Here is a 15,852-nt window from a genome sequence, read left to right on the forward strand (position 1 = left end):
CCCTTCGAAAGAGGACTCACCACCATGACCACCATCGACGAGACCGCCCCCGTCATCGTCCGGCTGAGCACCGAGATCGACGCGCCCCTCGCCACGGTGTGGCAGCTGCACACCGACATCGCGTCCTGGCCCACCTGGAACACCGACATCGACAAGGCCGAACTCGACGGCCCGCTGGCGCCCGGCAGTTCCTTCACCTGGCAGACCCACGGTCTGGACGTCACCTCCACAGTGGACGAGTTGGTCCCCGGCCGGCGGATCGTGTGGGGCGGTCCCGCCCAGGGCATCACCGGCATCCACGTGTGGACGTTCGAGGAGAACGGCGACCACGTCACCGTCCGCACCGAGGAGTCCTGGAGCGGCGCCCCGGTCGACGCCGCGGCCGACCACCTCGGCAAGGCGCTGCGCGACTCCCTGGAGAACTGGCTCGCCCACCTCAAGAACCGCGCGGAACAAGGCGCCTGACACAGCATCACCTCACCTGCCCACCGCGTCCCAGACGTGCACGACCCACAGCATCACCTCCCGCATCCACGGAAAGAGAGCACTGCCATGACTGCTGCGAAGCCCTACCTGACCGGTCACTACACCCCCGTCGCGGACGAGGTCACCGCCACCGGACTCACCGTGGAAGGCACGCTGCCCCCCGAGCTGGACGGCCGGCTGATCCGCAACGGCCACAACCCCAAGCCCGGTGTCACCCCGACCCACTGGTTCAAGGGCAGCGGCATGGTCCACGGCATCCGCCTGCGGGACGGGCGCGCCGAGTGGTACCGCAACCGCTGGGTGCGCACCCCGGCCCTCGACGGCGCCCCCTACATGACCGAGCACGGCCCCGACCTGACGGCCAGCGTCGCCGGCACCCACGTCATCGAGCACGCCGGACGCCTGCTCGCACTGTGCGAGGCCAACGTCCCCTTCGAGCTCACCCCGGAGCTGGAGACCGTCGGCGCGTACGACTTCGACGGCAAGCTGCGTACCGCGATGACCGCGCACCCCAAGGAGGACCCGGTCACCGGGGAGCTGCACTTCTTCGGCTCGTCGCCCTTCCCGCCGTTCCTGACGTACTACGTCGCCGACGCCAAGGGCGCCATCGTCCACAGCGCCGAGATCCCGGGCGCGACGGCCTCCCTGAAGCACGACTTCGCCGTGACGCGCCGCCATGTGGTCTTCATCGAGGGCAATGTGACCTTCGACCCGTCCGAGCAGTCCGGCATCCCCTACGGCTGGAGCGACACCCAGCCCGCTCGTATCGGCGTCATGCCGCGTGGCGCGGACGGCACCGGGCAGGTGCGCTGGTTCTCCATCGAGCCCGGCAACCTGCTGCACGTCGGCAACGCCTACGAGGACGGCCAGGGCCGTATCGTCCTGGAGGGCCCCACCGTGGACCGCGAGGGCTTCCGGCTCTCGTGGAACTGGTGGGTCGGCGCTCCCGGGCGCGGCACCGAGCCCGGCTCCCGCTCCTACACCCGCCGCTGGGTGATCGACATGGCGGCCGGCACGGTCGACGAGCAGATCATCGACGACCTCCCCGTGGAGTTCCCGACCCTCAACGAGGAGTACCTGGGCGCCGAGAACCGCTACCAGTACGCCATCTCCTTCCCCGACGAGCAGGGCTTCGGCGGCTACGGCATCGTCAAGTACGACCGCACCACCGGCGCCCGCCGTATCCACCAGGCCGGCGACGCGCGCATGCCCAGCGAGGCCGTGTTCGTGCCCGCCGCCGGAGCCACCCGCGAGGACGACGGCTACCTCCTGACCGTGACCTCGGACCTCAAGCAGGACGCCTCGCAGCTTCTCGTCCTGGACGCCTCGGGGCTCGATCTGGTCGCCACCGTCCACCTCCCCCGCCGGGTGACCGCCGGCATCCACGGCTCCTGGATCCCCGACACCGACCGGGGAGCCGCCGCGTCCTGACCCGGCACGGCGGGAGCGGGCAGCGATGCCCGCCCCCGCCGTCAGGCGCAACCGGTGTCGGCACTGCCCGACACCACCGTCGCTCTCGGGCGGCGTCCCGGCGGCGAGGCTTTCATGGCCTCGCCGCCGGTCTTCTCATGCCCGCACCAGATCGGCGCTCTTCGTCAGTGCCTCGTGGGCATCGATCTCGGCTCGCAACCGGTCCAGCCGGGCGCGGGCGCCGGTGAGGGCGTCGGTGCCGAGCAGAAGGCGCAGGGGTGGGGCTTCGGTGTCCACGACGGCGGCGATGGCTGCCGCGGCGCGGGTGGGGTCGCCGGGTTGGTGACCGGAGACGGACAGGGTGGCGGAGCGGCGCTTGCCCGCGGTGTCGGCGTAGTCCGGGAGGCGGGTCGGGGACTGGCGCATCGAGGTGCCGGCCCACTGGGTGCGCAGGCCGCCGGGTTCGGCGATGGTGACCGCGATACCGAGGGGGGCGACTTCCGCGGCCAGGGACTCGGACAGTCCTTCGAGGGCGAACTTGGTGGCGTGGTAGTAGCCGGTCGCGGCGAAGGCGGCGAGACCGCCGAAGGAGGAGATGTTCACGATCCGCCCCGAACGGCGGGCCCGCATGCCGGGCAGTACGGCCTTCAGGACGGTGACCACGCCGTGCACGTTGGTGTCGTACAGGTCGCGGACAGCGGTGTCCTCGCCTTCCTCGACGGCAGCGAGATAGCCGTATCCGGCGTTGTTCACCAGGACGTCGATGCGCCCGAACTCCGCCTCACACGCCGCGACCGCCGCCGTCACCGAGGCGGCGTCGGTGACGTCCAGCCGGAGGGCGAGCGCGCGGTCACCGTGGGCGGCGGCGAGGCCGGTCACGCTCTCCGGGTCGCGGGCGGTGACCGCGACCCGGTCGCCGCGGCTGAGGGCGTGCTCGGCCAGGGCACGCCCCAGGCCGCTCGAACATCCGGTGATCAGCCACACCCGCGTTCCGTCCGTGGCGTGGGTCGATTCCTTCGATTCTGCGAGGGGTCCGTTCGTCATGCCTCGATTGCACCAAGGCTTCAGCGCGGGTGCCACGCCCTCCCGAGGGTGGCTCTCGGAGGGTCACCTTCGCGGTGTCCGCCGATCAGGCCGCGGGCGGGACGGCACGTGACGGCGCGGGACGCGCCGGGCGGTGTCCGGCGCCGGTAGAGTCCGGTCGGATGGCTCGCGACGACACCCAGGACGACAACCGCCTCGGCTCCTTCCTGCGCAACCGCCGGGAGCGGATCGACGCCTCCTCGGCGGGCGTCGTCAGCCACGCACGGCGGCGGGTGAAGGGCCTGCGCCGTGAGGAGTTGGCGCTGCTCGCGGGCGTGAGTCCCTCGTACTACACCCGCATCGAGCAGGGCCGTGACCGGCACCCCTCCCGCGAGATCCTCGAAGCGCTGGCCCGCGTCCTGCGCCTGGACGACACCGAGCGGAGCTACCTCTGGTCGCTGGTGGCACCGTCGCTCGCCCCGGCGGGTGGCAGCGGCCCGGCCCCGGCCGACACCGTGCGGCCGGGAGTGCTGGTGCTGCTGGAGCGGTGGGCCGACCTGCCCGCCTTCGTCGTCGCCCCCACCCGCGACGTCCTGGCCGGAACCCCCCTCGCGGCCCGGGTCAACCCGGCATGGAGCCCGGGCCACAACCTGATCGAGTTCACCTTCCTCGACCCACGCGCCCGCGACCTGTACGTCGAGTGGGACGACATCGCCCTCCAGGCCGTCGCCGGACTCCGCACCACCGCGGCGGCCCGGCCCGCGCAACTCGACGGATTCGTGGCGAGCATGCGGGAGCGCAGCGCGACCTTCCGCGCCATATGGGACTCCCACGAGGTCTACGACCGCGTGGCCGGCCAGAAACGGCTCGCGACCGAAGAAGCCGGCGTCCTCGCCCTCGACTTCGAGACGTTCGCCCTCGCCGGCCCCGAAGGCCACGTGCTGTACGTGTACTTCCCCCGTCCCGGCAGCGACGACGACACGGCACTGCGATTCCTGGCGAATCGGGAGCGTACGACGTAGGAGGACGGCCGCGCCCCGGGTCGGAGAGCCTGGTCCGGTCACCCTTCCGGCTCACTTTATTTGTACATCTGTTCTTAACGGTTGTACGTTTGCGGACATGCCTCTCGCCGAACCGCCGCCGCGTTCTGGGCGGCGGCGGACCCGTCGCAGCGACCCCGGGCGCAAGACGCACATCCTGGACGCCACCCTCGACGTCATCGCGGAGCACGGGGTGGCCGGGACGACGCACCGGCACATCGCCGCCCGGGCGGACGTGCCGCTCGGGTCGATCACGTATCACTTCGCCAGCCTGACCGACCTCCAGGCGCAGGCCTTCGCCCGGTATGTCGAGGGCCGGTGCGCGGCGTTCGGCGCACTCTTCGAGGGAGTCGACACGCACGAGCACTTCGTCGAGGTGCTGGTCGATCTCGTCCAGGGCGGCCCTGCCAGGCACCGCAGCGCGGTCCTCGGCTTCGAGCTGCACCTGGCCGCACTGCGCAATCCGGAGCTGCGCGCACTGACGCAACGCTGGACGGCGGACAGCCGTGGCGTCCTGGCCCGCTTCACCGACCCCGACAGCGCCGCCCGCCTGGACGCCCTGCTGGAGGGAATGATCATGCATGCGCTGCTCACGACCGCGCCGGAGTCACGCGAGCGCACGCGGGACGCGATCGCGAGGACCCTCGGCCCGATCGGTGACCGCAACGAGGCCGACCCCGCTCAGGCACGCACCGCCGCCCCGTGAGACCGCACCTTGGAGACACCCATGCCCAGCCACGCACCCGTGATCGCCGTCCCCGAGTCCGCGCTGGACGAGCTGCGCGCGCGGCTGCGCGCCACGCGCTGGCCGACCCCCTGGCCCGCCACCGGCTGGGAAGCGGGCACCGACGCGGGCGAACTGCGGCGGCTCGTCGCCCACTGGGCCTCCGGGTACGACTGGCGTGCCCACGAAGCCACCATCAACGCCCTGCCGTCCCACTTCGCCGACATCGACGGAACCCCCGTCCACTACCTCCGCTTCGACGGCGAACACCCCGGCGCCCTGCCGATCGTCCTGACCAACGGGTGGCCCAGCTCCTTCCTCGAACTGACCGCCCTCGCCCGCCGGTTGGCGACACCGTCGCGGTACGGGGGAGACGCGGCCGACGCGTTCACCGTCATCGTTCCCTCGCTGCCCGGCTTCGCCTTCTCACCTCAACGGCCGTCGCTCACCGAGCCACCGCAGACACATGAGACCTGGCACCGGCTCATGCACGACGAACTCGGCTTCGCGCGCTACGCCGCGCATGGAGGCGACCTCGGCGCGGGCATCACCTCGCGCCTCGGCGAGGCTCACCCCGAGGCGGTGGTGGGCATCCACCTGATGGCGATCGCGAGCCCCGCCGCCCACGACGCGGCAGGCGTCACCGCGGAGGAGCAGGAGTACCTCGACGCCGTCGCGGCGTGGTCCGCGGACGAGGGCGGTTACCTGCACGAACAGAGCACCCGCCCACTCACCCTGAGCTACGGCCTGGCCGACTCCCCCACCGGGCTGCTGGCCTGGCTCGTGGAGAAGTACCGTGCGTGGAGCGACTGCGGCGGCGACCTGTCGTCCCGGTTCAGCGACGACTTCCTCCTGACGCAGGCTTCGCTCTACTGGTTCACCCACACCATCTCGACCTCCTTCCGGCCGTACTACGAGTACGCCCAGCACCTGACGCGGCGGGTCGAGCGGGTGACCGTACCCACGGCCCTCGCTCTCTTCCCCGCCGACCTCGCCCACCCGCCGCGCAGTTGGGCCGAGCGCACATACAACCTCACGCGCTACACCCGCATGCCCCGCGGCGGACACTTCGCCGCCCACGAGGAACCCGAACTCCTCGCAGACGACCTCACCGAGTTCTTCCGCGCCCACCGGTGAACGCCGCCGCGTGCGCGGGTTGTTCGGCGTAGCGGCGCGACGCCCAAAAACGCGGATGCCGCGAAGGCCGGTGGTCTGTCACGATCCGGGGGTGCCGACAACTTCCCCGCAATCCCCGCCTTCCCTGCGTTCCCTGTACGAATCGCATGTGACGGTCCGCTGTGCCGACCCCGACGGGGCGGTACGACTGCGGAGTTGGGCAGCCGCGCGCGAACTGAAGCTCACGCACATCGTGCTGGCGCGCGGCCGGATGCGCGAACAGCCCATGCTCACGCTCTCGGGCTCCTCGTCGTACGGTGAGCAGGCGGCGCGTGTGCGTGATGTCGTGGCGGAGCTACGGGCGGACGGCTTCGAGCCGGTGCGGGTGAAGACCGAGTCCACACCGTGGGCCGCGGAGGTACCGGATCGGCTCGACGGGGACGACGCACGCTACTTCGAGCACCACGTGAAGCTGCTGCTCGACGCGGACGCGGACCTTGCCGCCCTCGCCGCCCGGGTGGTGCCGCACGGCGCCCATCTGTCGTGGAACGCCCTGCGCGTACGGTCCGGCGCACGGCACGAGCGGTTCGTGACGCAGCGGTGCCGCGGGGTGGGCGCCGCCGGGGCGGGGCAGGCACTGGAGCGGTTGCTGACACAGTTGGACGGGTTCGTGGTGGTGGGCGTGGAGCGGGAGTTCGTGCTCCACGACAGCGACCTGTCCGTGGACGAGGGTTGGATCGAGGAGACGGTGGGGGTACGGACATGAGTCGGGCGGCGTGGGAGCGGTTCGGATGGCGGAGCTCCGAGCTGCCCCGGGAACCGCTGGACGAGGCGACCCGCAGGGCCGCCGATCTGCCGCAGACGCTCCAGCCGGTGCCGGGCGACGACGTGGTGCAGCATCCCGTCTTCGACCCGTCGCTGAAGCACCACCAGAAGGCCTACCGCGCGACCGATCCGCGCTTCGGGGACCCGGCACGGGGCCAGGCGTGGCGGGAGGCCCGGCGCCGCGCCCTGCACCTGGTGCTGGACGCGATCGCCACCTCGCCGTGGGTGGACGCCCTGGTGCTCAGGGGCAGCGTGCTCATGTCGCTCTGGTTCCCCGACGCCGCCCGCGAGCCCGGTGACCTGGACTTCGTCGTCGTCCCCGACACCTGGCGGATCGACGACGCCCGCACCGAGCAGATGCTGCAAGGCATCGCCATGGCGGCGCAGACGCTCGCCGAGACGCGCGCGGGCGACATCCGGCTCCTGGCGCGAGGCGCGGTCGTCGAGGACATCTGGACGTACGACCGCGTACCGGGCCGCCGCATGGTCCTGCCCTGGCGCTCCCCCGGGCTCCCCGGCGGCCACGTCCAGCTCGACTTCGTCTTCAACGAGCGCCTGCCCGACGCACCCCACTCGGCCCAACTCCCGGGCGGCACCGTCGTCCAGGCGGCCACCCCGGAACTGTCCCTCGCCTGGAAACTGATGTGGCTGGTCAACGACGCCTACGCCCAGGGCAAGGACCTGTACGACGCCGTACTGCTGGCCGAACGCCACCCGCTACGCCGCGAGTTGCTGCACGAGGTGTTCCGGCTGTCCGGCGAATGGCCGCACCGGGACCGCGAGCACATCCTCCTCGACGACGTGGTGGAGGGCATCGGCTACGTGGAGTGGAACCACTTCGTCACCGAGTACCCGCAGTTCAAGGACGCCGAGCGGGAGTACGCGGACCGGCTGGTGCGCGCCCTGAAGGGGACCTTCCAGCAGGCTGCCGACTGATCCGACCCCGCCGCCCCCGGCGCTCGATGCCTGACGATCAGGCGAGCTTCTTCATCTGCGCGTCGATGATGCCTGCGGGGATCGCAGGCGGCTGGATCGGGTTGATGGAGACGAAGGCGACAGGCAGGTGCGGAATCGGCCGTCACCAACACCGTGCGACAGACCGGCAGCGTGATCGGAATCGCGGTGGGCGGCACGATCATGTCGCTCATGTACCGACGTGCCATCGAACCTTCGCTGAAGAGTGCGCCCGGTCCGGTGCGGGACCAGGCGCGAGTCTCCGCGGAACGGACCCGGCACGTCGCCGCCGACCTCCACCGGGCCGATCTCGCGCGGGCCGCCGACAAGGCGTTCGTCCATGCCATGCACGTCGGCGCGGGCTGGATCGCGGTCATCGCACTCCTCGGAGCAGCGGTACTGCTACTGGCCCTGCCTGCCGCCGTCGCGAGGAAGCGTCCGGAACCGCAGCACGAAGAGGCCCGCGGCCCCGAGCCTCGGGGGCGGGGCTTTGGGTCTAGCCTTACGGGCGGACGCGGACAGGGGAGGCTTTTCACGTGGTGCGGCAGGAACGAGCCCAGATCACGCGGCAGCGGATCATCAACGCCGCCGCGGAAGTCTTCGACGAGCGGGGGTTCGCGGGGACCAGCGTCTCGGAGATCCTGGCGCGCGCCGGAGTGACGAAGGGGGCGTTCTACTTCCACTTCGCGTCGAAGGAGGAGATCGCCGCGGAGATCGAGGGGTACGAGATCCGGGCGCTGTCCGGTGTGGCCGCGACCGCGGGCCCGTTCCTGCAGCTGCTGATCGATCTGTCGCACGTGATGGCCCGGGAGCTGCGGGAGAGCGCGATGGTGCGGGCCAGCATCCGGCTGTCGGTGGAGAGTTCCTTCTCCGAACCGCAGACCGCCCCCTACGTGGCCGCCATCGGGCTGGTGCGGACGCTGCTGCTCAGGGCGCAGGGCGAGGGCACGGTCCGGCTGGACCTGGATGTGGACGCGGCCGCGTACCTGGTCATCAGCTCGTTCACCGGAGCGCAGATCGTCTCGCAGGTCTTCACCGGGCGGTCGGATCTGGAGCGGCGGCTGGTCGAGTTGTGGACCCTTCTGCTCCCCGGCCTCGCCGTCCCCGGGGCGGCCGACGACCTGCGGCTGGGGACCCCGCCCGGCCTGGTGGGCTCGGAGGCGCCCACGGCAGGTCAGAGCAGCACGTGAGCCCCAAGAACCGGCAGACCTCGCTGTTTCGCCTCGGTGAACTGGACCCCACTGCCCGGTAGATGGGGATTTTGAGCGCCAACCACGCGCATCTGAGACTCATTTGACAAACCGCACCGTCGGTTTTTGAATGGTTGGCAACGGCGCATGCGCCTGCCGTCTACCGCACCGCACGATTGGCCCCTGGCTCCCGTGGAAGGACGTCGCATGGTCGTGCAGCTCTCCGAAGACCTGCCGTTAGCGCCTGAGCCGACGGCCCGCACCGTCCGCGGCCTGCTGGACCGCGCTCGCGCCTTCCCCGAACTCGCGGACAAGTACCGGGGGTTGGACGGGCGTACGGGCCATGTCGAGCTGGGGGACATCCCGCCACTGACCGCCGACGAGTTGCGGGCCGCGCTCTGGTCCGGCATCCGCTCCGGCCTGGCCATCGGCACCGGCACGTCGCTCTACTTCGTGGGCGGCACCGGGGCCCGGCCCTCCCCCGCGCTGGTGCCCACCGACCTGTTCGCCCCGCTCATCGTCCGCGACTGGCGGCCCCTCGGCCCGCAGGACATCCTGCTGAACCTGTGCCAGCCCAGTCGGCTGTGGCCGGTCCACGACCTCGTCAACGCGCTGGCCAGGGAGCAGGGCGCCTCGATCATCCCGTTCGGCGGGCTGCACAGCGGCAACCTGCTCCAGTGGCTCGACGTGCTCAGCGGTTGCGGCGTGACCGCGCTCGCGGGCGACACCCCGGTCATCCGAGAGCTCGCCCGGCTCTGCCTGCACACCGGGCAGTCCATGGACTGGCTGCGCACCGTGGTCTGGGTGGGCAGCGGCCGGGACACCACCGCCGCGGAACTGGCCGCCCGGGCGTTCCCGTCGGCCCGGATCTGGAGCCTGTACGGGTCGGTCGACGCCTGGGCGGTGGGCGCGGGCGGCCCGGAGTGCCCCCGGGGCGTGTTCCATCCGCTGGCGCACCAGCACATCGAGATCGTCGACGGTGAAATCCTCGTCACCACACTGGACGAGCGCGCGGTGTCACCGCTGCTGCGCTACCGCAGCGGCGACACGGGTGAGTTCATCATCTGCCCGTGCCGGTCGCACGCCCCGGCGATCCGGCTGTCGGGCCATCTGGAGGACGTCCTCAGCTTCCGCGGCGCCCGGTTCAGCCGCGCCGAGATCGTGGACCTGGCCCGTTCGCTCGACGACGTCGACGATGCCGAGGCCGTGATGGTCGACTCCGGGCTGCCGACCGAACGGCTGCAGCTGCGGGTGCGCATGGCGGCCGGTGTCCTCGTGGACCGGTACCAGAACGAGTGGATCCGCGAGTGCCTGCTCGGCAACCACCTCGGCCTGGGGCGGATCGCCGCCGAGGCTCCGGAGTCCGTCGAAGTCGTCGCCGTGGCAGGGCTGTTGGAGCAGCTCCACGCCTGATCCGAGGAGACCCGGTCCGTTCGGCGCCGGGTAGGCAGACGCCGTGAGCGACCGCGCCGGTCGGAGCGAGGGCAGGAAGCCCGCCCTCCGGCCGGCGCGGCCGTCGTTGCGCGGTCAGTCGCGTGCTTCGCCCTCGGCGCGGGCCGCGGCGGCCACCGCGGCGGCGACCGCGGGCGCCACCCGCGGATCGAACGCGCTGGGGACGACGTACTGCGCACTCAGGTCGTCGCCGACGATCTCGGCGATGGCCTCGGCGGCGGCCAGTTTCATGCCTTCCGTGATGGTGCGGGCACGCACGTCGAGGGCGCCGCGGAAGATACCGGGAAAGGCGAGGACGTTGTTGATCTGGTTGGGGAAGTCGCTGCGTCCGGTGGCCACCACCGCGGCGTGCCGCCCGGCCAGCCGCGGGTCGATCTCGGGGGTGGGGTTGGACAGGGCGAGGACGAGGGAGTCCGGGGCCATCGCGGCGACCGCCTCCTCGGCCAGGTGAGCGCCCGACAGACCGATGAAGACATCGGCTCCGACCAGTGCGGACTCGGTGGAACCGGCCTCCAGGCCCATCGCGTTGGTGTCGCGGGCCAGTGCCGCCTTGACGGGGTTGAGGTCCGAACGGTCCGGATGCAGCAGGCCCTTGCTGTCGGACACCGCGAGGTCGCCTATCCCGGCGCGCAGCAGGATGCGCGAGACCGCGACTCCGGAGGCGCCCGCCCCCGCCACCACCGCGCGCAGGTCGCCGAGTGAACGCCCGGTCAGGCGGGCGGCGTTGCGCAGCGCCGCCAGGACGACGACCGCGGTGCCGTGCTGGTCGTCGTGGAAGACGGGGATGTCGAGCGCCGCGCGCAGCCGGTCCTCGATCTCGAAGCAGCGCGGTGCGCTGATGTCCTCCAGGTTGATCCCGCCGAAGCTCGGCGCGAGCAGCCGTACGGTCTCCACGAGGGCGTCGACGTCCGTGGAGTCCAGGCAGAGCGGGACCGCGTCGACTCCGGCGAACTCCTTGAACAGCAGGGCCTTGCCCTCCATGACCGGCATGGCCGCCAGCGGTCCGATGTCGCCCAGACCGAGTACGGCGGTGCCGTCCGACACCACCGCGACGGTGTTGGCCGACCAGGTGTAGCGGTGGAAGAGCTCGGGCCGGTCGGCGATGGCCGTGCAGACCTGGGCCACGCCGGGGGTGTAGGCGAGCGCCAGGTCGTACGCGTCGCGTACGGGTACGGTCGCGCGCATCTCGATCTTCCCGCGCCGGTGGAGCGCGAAGACGGGTTCTTCCGGCACGCTGGCGAAATGGGCGGTGTGCGGGGCGAGTTCGGACATGCCGCTCCTCGGCGGTCGTAGGGATGAGCAGTGCCGTCAGGCCGGGACCGCGGCCGGGGCGGATCGGCCCGGGCCGAGGGTGATCTCGGCTTCCAGGTGGGCCAGGTCCCGCGCGTGGCCGTGCGCCGCCACATGCCCGTCGGGGCGGACCAGGAAGTAGCCGGGGCGGGCGCAGCCGGTGTGCCGTGCGGATTCGTCCACCGGCACCACCACCAGATCGAGCCGCGGATGGCTCGCGGCGAGGTGCGCGGCTCGACGGGTCCAGCCGGTGCCACCGGTGCCACCGGCGCCGCCGGGCGTCTCGGCGAGCACCAGGGTCCAGTCGCGGGGATCGGCGTCGGCGCGCGTACGGCGTCGGGCGGTCAGTTCACGGGGCAGTACCGCGCCGGGCTTGAGGCCGCCGGGCAGCTTCGCGCGCGTCCGGCAGGCGGTCCACCCGGCGGGTTGCTGGGTCGGGCGGTGGGCGGGGTAGGCCAGTCGCCGCCCGGCCATCACCGGCCCGTAGAGCGCGGACAGCATTCCTGAACGGTCGGCCAGTACGAAGGCCGCGTCTCGGGCGGCCACCTTCAGCCGGGTGTCGACCATCCACGCACGGGTCTGGATGTCGGTGTCGCGGACCACCCGCTTGGCGACGGCCGCCCGCTCCGGGCCGTAGCTGAGCAGCAGGTCGTCCGGCGCGTCGCCGTGGATGACCGCCGCCAGCTTCCAGCCCAGGTTGTGGGCGTCCTGCAGGCCGGTGTTGAGTCCCTGTCCGCCGGCCGGGCTGTGGACATGGGCGGCGTCCCCGGCGAGGAAGACCCGGCCGAGCTGGAAGTCGGCGGCGTGCCGGGCGTGCACCCGGAAGACGCTCTGCCACACCGGTTCCGCGATACGGACCCCGCGCGGTCCGCGCTCGTCGACGATCCGCTGCATCATGGGCACGTTCACCTGCTCACCCGGCGGCAGGCTGCTGAAGAAGCGCCACACGCCCTGTGGCAGAGGCACCACGACCAGGGCGCCCTTCGGCGACTGGTAGTAGAGCGCCTCGTCGGGCGGCAGCGCGCCGTCGATGTGCGCGTCGACGAGCGCGAAGGCGGACTCGTACGTGCTGCCGACGAAGCCGGTGCCGATCTGGGCGCGCACCGCGCTTCCGGCGCCGTCCGCGCCGACCACGAAGGGCACCCGGGCCCGCTCGATCCGGCCGTCGGCGTGCTCGAGTACGGCGGTGACCTCCGGGGAGGCCGTGATCCTTCCGGAGAAGTCGAGGTTGTCGAAGCAGAGCAGCCGGACGCCGTGCTCGACCTTGCCGCCCAGTTCGTGCAGCCGCTCCCGCAGGATCCGCTCGGTCTCGTTCTGCGGCAGGCACAGCGGCGCGAGGTCCTCGGTGAAGCGGAAGGCCGCCAGCGGGCGGCGGTCGGAGAAGTAGCTGAAGGCGTTGATCCGCAGCGCGGCGTCCCGGGTGGCGGGGAGCACGCCGAGGTCGTCGAGTAACTCCAGACTGCGCGGCCACAGCAGCAGTGCCTTGGGGAAGGACGTGTCGTCGGGGGCGCGGTCGACGATCCGCACCTGCACTCCGCGGCGCAGCAGCTCGCACGCCGCCGTCATGCCGGTCGGGCCTCCCCCCACGACCAGGACGTCCACGTCGGACGGGGTACTCCGTTCATTCGACATGTCAGCCGAACTCCCTTGTGACTAGGGAAGATTGACGCTAGGCATAAGATATCTTACACTCCTAGCGATCCTTTCAGGTAGTCAAAATTTTGATGGAGTTGGGGAGACATGAGCGTCTTAGCGGAACCCCGCCGGGAACTGCCTCAGCAACCTCGCCCCGCCCACGGACTGCCCACCCTGGTCGCGGTGGCACTGGCCAGCGTGATGCTCCCGCTGACGGTCACCGGGCCCGCCGTGGCGCTCCCCAGCCTGGCCACCGGCCTGGGAGCCGGCGTGGGAGCGGCCCAGTGGGTGCAGAACGCGTACGGCGTCACCTTCGCCGCCTGCCTGCTGGCGGCCGGCGGCCTGGGCGACCGGTTCGGACGCAAGCGGGTGCTGCTCATCGGAATCCAGCTCTTCCTGGTGACATCCGTCGTGTGCGGGCTGGCGTCGAACATCGTGCTCATCGACCTCGCCCGGCTCGTCCAGGGCGTGGGCGCGGCGGGCATGCTCACCAGCGGCGCCGCGATCCTGGCGGCCACCTTCGACGGACCCGCCCGGGCACGGGCGTTCGGTGTCCTCGGCGCCTCCTTCGGCTTCGGACTCGCCCTCGGTCCGCTGCTGGCCGGTCTGCTGGTCAGCGCCACCAGTTGGCGTGCGGTGTTCCTGATGAACCTGGTCCTGGGCGCGCTGCTCCTGCCGTTGGTGCCCAGGATCCAGGAGTCGCGCGACCCGGATGCCCAACGCGTCGACTGGGGAGGGCTGATCACCTTCAGCGGCAGCCTCGCCCTGGTGGCGGTCTTCTTCGTGGAAGGCCCCCAGCACGGCTGGGCGAGCCCGGCCGCACTCGGCTCGCTGGCCGGCGCCGCGGTCTTCATGGCGCTCTTCGTCGCGGTCGAACTCCGTGTCACCCGGCCGATGTTCGAGCTGTCGCTGTTCCGCCGCCCGACCTTCATCGTGGTGGTCTGCCAGCCGTTCACCATCACCTTCGGCTTCGTGGTCCTCCTGGTCTACCTGCCCCAGTACTTCCAAGGGGTGGGCGGACACGGCTCCGTGGGCGCGGGCGCCCGGCTGCTGCCGCTGACCCTGCCGGTGCTGGTACTGCCCCTGCTGGCCGGACGGCTCGCCGCCAAACTGCCGCTGCGGGTGATGCTGGCCGCCAGTTCCACCCTCATCGCGGCCGGTTCGCTGTGGCTGCTGGTCCTGCAGCCCTCGCAGAGCTGGGTGGCCCTGCTCGGCCCGCTGGCCGTGTTCGGCACCGGCGTCGGCAGCGCGTTCGGCGTCATGGACAACGCGGCCATCAGCGTGGTGCCGGTCGAGCGCTCCGGGATGGCGTCGGGGATCTTCAACACCATGCGGATCACCGGCGAGTCCGTGGCGATCGCCGGCGCGGGCGCCCTGCTCAGTAGCCTGACCGACAGTCACCTGCGCGACAGCAAGGGCGCCGTGCCCGCCGGGCAGGTGCGGGCGCTGGCCGGCGACGCCGTCCAGGGGCGGCTGCGCACCTCGCTGGACGCACTGCCCGCCGCCCGCCGCGCGGCCGCGCGCACAGCGGCCGACCACGCCCTGACCTCGGCCATGCACACGGCCTTCGTCCTGCTGGCGGTGCTGGCCCTGATCGGCGCCGTCACCACCTACGCGGTGGTCAGGGACCGGGAGCTGGACTCCGCCTCCCGCTGACCGCCCCGGCTCCCCCCACCACCCTCACTCACAGTCCTCACTCGGCACATCGGCAATCGGCACCTGAAGCGATGAAGGAGAGCAACGCGTCATGCGCACACGCAACGTGAACACCCTTGAGGTCGGCGCGATCGGGCTGGGGTGCATGGGCATGAGCTTCGCCTACAGCCGCAGCCGGCGGAACGAGGAGGAGTCGGTACGGGTGATCCACCGCGCCATGGACGTCGGCGCCACCCTGATCGACACCGCCGACGTCTACGGGCCCCACACCAACGAGGAACTCGTCGGCCGGGCGATCCGCGGCCGCCGCGACGATCTGGTGCTGGCCAGCAAGTGCGGCCTCATCGTCGACGGCAACGGCAACATCGTGCCCAACGGCCGCCCCGAGTACCTGCGCACGGCCGCCGAAGGGTCGCTGCGCCGGCTCGGTGTCGAGCGCATCGACCTCTACCAGCTCCACCGCGTCGACCCCAAGGTCCCGGTGGCCGAGTCCTGGGGTGTGCTCTCCGACCTCGTCGCGGAGGGCAAGGTCGACAGGATCGGCCTGTCCGAGGCGACGGTGGAGCAGATCGCCGAGGCGCACCGCGTCCACCCCGTGGCCACCGTACAGAGCGAGTTGTCGCTGTGGAGCCAGGACCAGCTCGACGAGGTGGTGCCCTGGTGCCGGGAGAACGGCGCCGGGTTCATCGCCTACGCACCCCTGGGCCGCGCCTTCCTGACCGGCGCGATCGGTTCCGCGCAGGATTTGGAAGCCGACGACTGGCGGCAGGACAACCCGCGCTTCCAGGCGGCCGCCATCGAGGCCAACCACAAGCTCGCCGACGGGGTCGCCGACGTCGCTGCCCGCTACGACGCCACCCCCGCGCAGGTCGCCCTGGCGTGGGTGCTCGCCCAGGGTGAGCACATCGTGCCGATCCCGGGCACCAAGCGCATCGCCTACCTCGAGGAGAACACCCGCGCGGACACCCTCCGCCTCTCCGACGTGGACCTGATCCTGCTCAGCGACCTCGGCCGCTCGGCCGTCGGTTCGCGCTACTGAGCGCACAGACCG

The 15,852-nt window shown here is 71.6% G+C and carries 14 protein-coding genes; 11 read left to right on the forward strand and 3 right to left on the reverse strand.

Annotation, left to right across the window (positions count from 1 at the left end; all coding sequences use genetic code 11):
• The first annotated feature begins 24 nt into the window (after positions 1 to 24).
• Together AB0M29_RS04350 and AB0M29_RS04355 are read left to right on the forward strand one after the other, a co-directional pair.
• Positions 25 to 465, forward strand: coding sequence for an SRPBCC family protein (locus AB0M29_RS04350; protein ID WP_365378702.1), 441 nt, complete (start codon positions 25 to 27; stop codon positions 463 to 465).
• Between the two features lie 87 nt (positions 466 to 552).
• Positions 553 to 1,917 (forward strand): carotenoid oxygenase family protein, encoded by a 1,365-nt coding sequence (locus AB0M29_RS04355; protein WP_365378704.1) that lies wholly within the window; start codon positions 553 to 555, stop codon positions 1,915 to 1,917.
• 135 nt (positions 1,918 to 2,052) lie between these two features.
• On the opposite strand, the gene AB0M29_RS04360 is transcribed toward AB0M29_RS04355, so the two are convergent.
• Positions 2,053 to 2,940, reverse strand: coding sequence for an oxidoreductase (locus AB0M29_RS04360; RefSeq protein ID WP_365378706.1), 888 nt, complete (start codon positions 2,938 to 2,940; stop codon positions 2,053 to 2,055).
• A 161-nt stretch (positions 2,941 to 3,101) separates the two neighbouring features.
• Between AB0M29_RS04360 and AB0M29_RS04365 the strand changes: the two genes are divergently transcribed.
• The 7 genes from AB0M29_RS04365 to AB0M29_RS04395 all read left to right on the forward strand — a co-directional run bounded on the left by AB0M29_RS04365 (position 3,102) and on the right by AB0M29_RS04395 (position 10,181).
• A complete protein-coding gene (locus tag AB0M29_RS04365) occupies positions 3,102 to 3,941 on the forward strand; it encodes a helix-turn-helix transcriptional regulator (protein ID WP_365378709.1) in 840 nt (279 codons plus the stop codon).
• Positions 3,942 to 4,038: 97 nt separating this feature from the next.
• Positions 4,039 to 4,665: a TetR family transcriptional regulator gene (locus tag AB0M29_RS04370; RefSeq protein ID WP_365378712.1), complete on the forward strand. Its 627-nt coding sequence runs from the start codon at positions 4,039 to 4,041 to the stop codon at positions 4,663 to 4,665.
• A 21-nt stretch (positions 4,666 to 4,686) separates the two neighbouring features.
• Positions 4,687 to 5,820 carry an epoxide hydrolase family protein gene (locus AB0M29_RS04375; protein WP_365378714.1) on the forward strand — a complete coding sequence of 378 codons (1,134 nt, stop codon included), beginning with the start codon at positions 4,687 to 4,689 and terminating at the stop codon, positions 5,818 to 5,820.
• Between the two features lie 148 nt (positions 5,821 to 5,968).
• Positions 5,969 to 6,565 carry a hypothetical protein gene (locus tag AB0M29_RS04380; protein ID WP_365378716.1) on the forward strand — a complete coding sequence of 199 codons (597 nt, stop codon included), beginning with the start codon at positions 5,969 to 5,971 and terminating at the stop codon, positions 6,563 to 6,565.
• The gene (locus AB0M29_RS04385) at positions 6,562 to 7,560 is read left to right on the forward strand and encodes a nucleotidyl transferase AbiEii/AbiGii toxin family protein (RefSeq protein ID WP_365378718.1); all 999 of its coding nucleotides are present in this window, start codon (positions 6,562 to 6,564) and stop codon (positions 7,558 to 7,560) included. The genes AB0M29_RS04380 and AB0M29_RS04385 overlap by 4 nt, the downstream gene beginning before the upstream one ends.
• A gap of 557 nt (positions 7,561 to 8,117) precedes the next feature.
• Positions 8,118 to 8,768, forward strand: a complete 651-nt coding sequence (locus AB0M29_RS04390) for a ScbR family autoregulator-binding transcription factor (protein WP_365378721.1) — start codon at positions 8,118 to 8,120, stop codon at positions 8,766 to 8,768.
• 207 nt (positions 8,769 to 8,975) lie between these two features.
• The gene (locus AB0M29_RS04395; RefSeq protein WP_365378724.1) at positions 8,976 to 10,181 is read left to right on the forward strand and encodes a hypothetical protein; all 1,206 of its coding nucleotides are present in this window, start codon (positions 8,976 to 8,978) and stop codon (positions 10,179 to 10,181) included.
• A gap of 114 nt (positions 10,182 to 10,295) precedes the next feature.
• Here AB0M29_RS04395 and AB0M29_RS04400 read toward each other — a convergent pair whose 3' ends face one another.
• Together AB0M29_RS04400 and AB0M29_RS04405 are read right to left on the reverse strand one after the other, a co-directional pair.
• The gene (locus AB0M29_RS04400; RefSeq protein WP_365378727.1) at positions 10,296 to 11,492 is read right to left on the reverse strand and encodes an NADP-dependent malic enzyme; all 1,197 of its coding nucleotides are present in this window, start codon (positions 11,490 to 11,492) and stop codon (positions 10,296 to 10,298) included.
• 36 nt (positions 11,493 to 11,528) lie between these two features.
• On the reverse strand, positions 11,529 to 13,142 hold the full coding sequence (locus tag AB0M29_RS04405) for an FAD-dependent monooxygenase (protein WP_365378730.1): 1,614 nt from the start codon (positions 13,140 to 13,142) through the stop codon (positions 11,529 to 11,531).
• Between the two features lie 108 nt (positions 13,143 to 13,250).
• Between AB0M29_RS04405 and AB0M29_RS04410 the strand changes: the two genes are divergently transcribed.
• The gene (locus tag AB0M29_RS04410) at positions 13,251 to 14,801 is read left to right on the forward strand and encodes an MFS transporter (protein WP_365378733.1); all 1,551 of its coding nucleotides are present in this window, start codon (positions 13,251 to 13,253) and stop codon (positions 14,799 to 14,801) included.
• A 91-nt stretch (positions 14,802 to 14,892) separates the two neighbouring features.
• Positions 14,893 to 15,840, forward strand: a complete 948-nt coding sequence (locus tag AB0M29_RS04415) for an aldo/keto reductase (RefSeq protein ID WP_365378736.1) — start codon at positions 14,893 to 14,895, stop codon at positions 15,838 to 15,840.
• The last annotated feature ends 12 nt before the right edge of the window (positions 15,841 to 15,852 follow it).

The organism is Streptomyces sp. NPDC051976, from assembly GCF_040680795.1.
GTDB lineage: Bacteria > Actinomycetota > Actinomycetes > Streptomycetales > Streptomycetaceae > Actinacidiphila.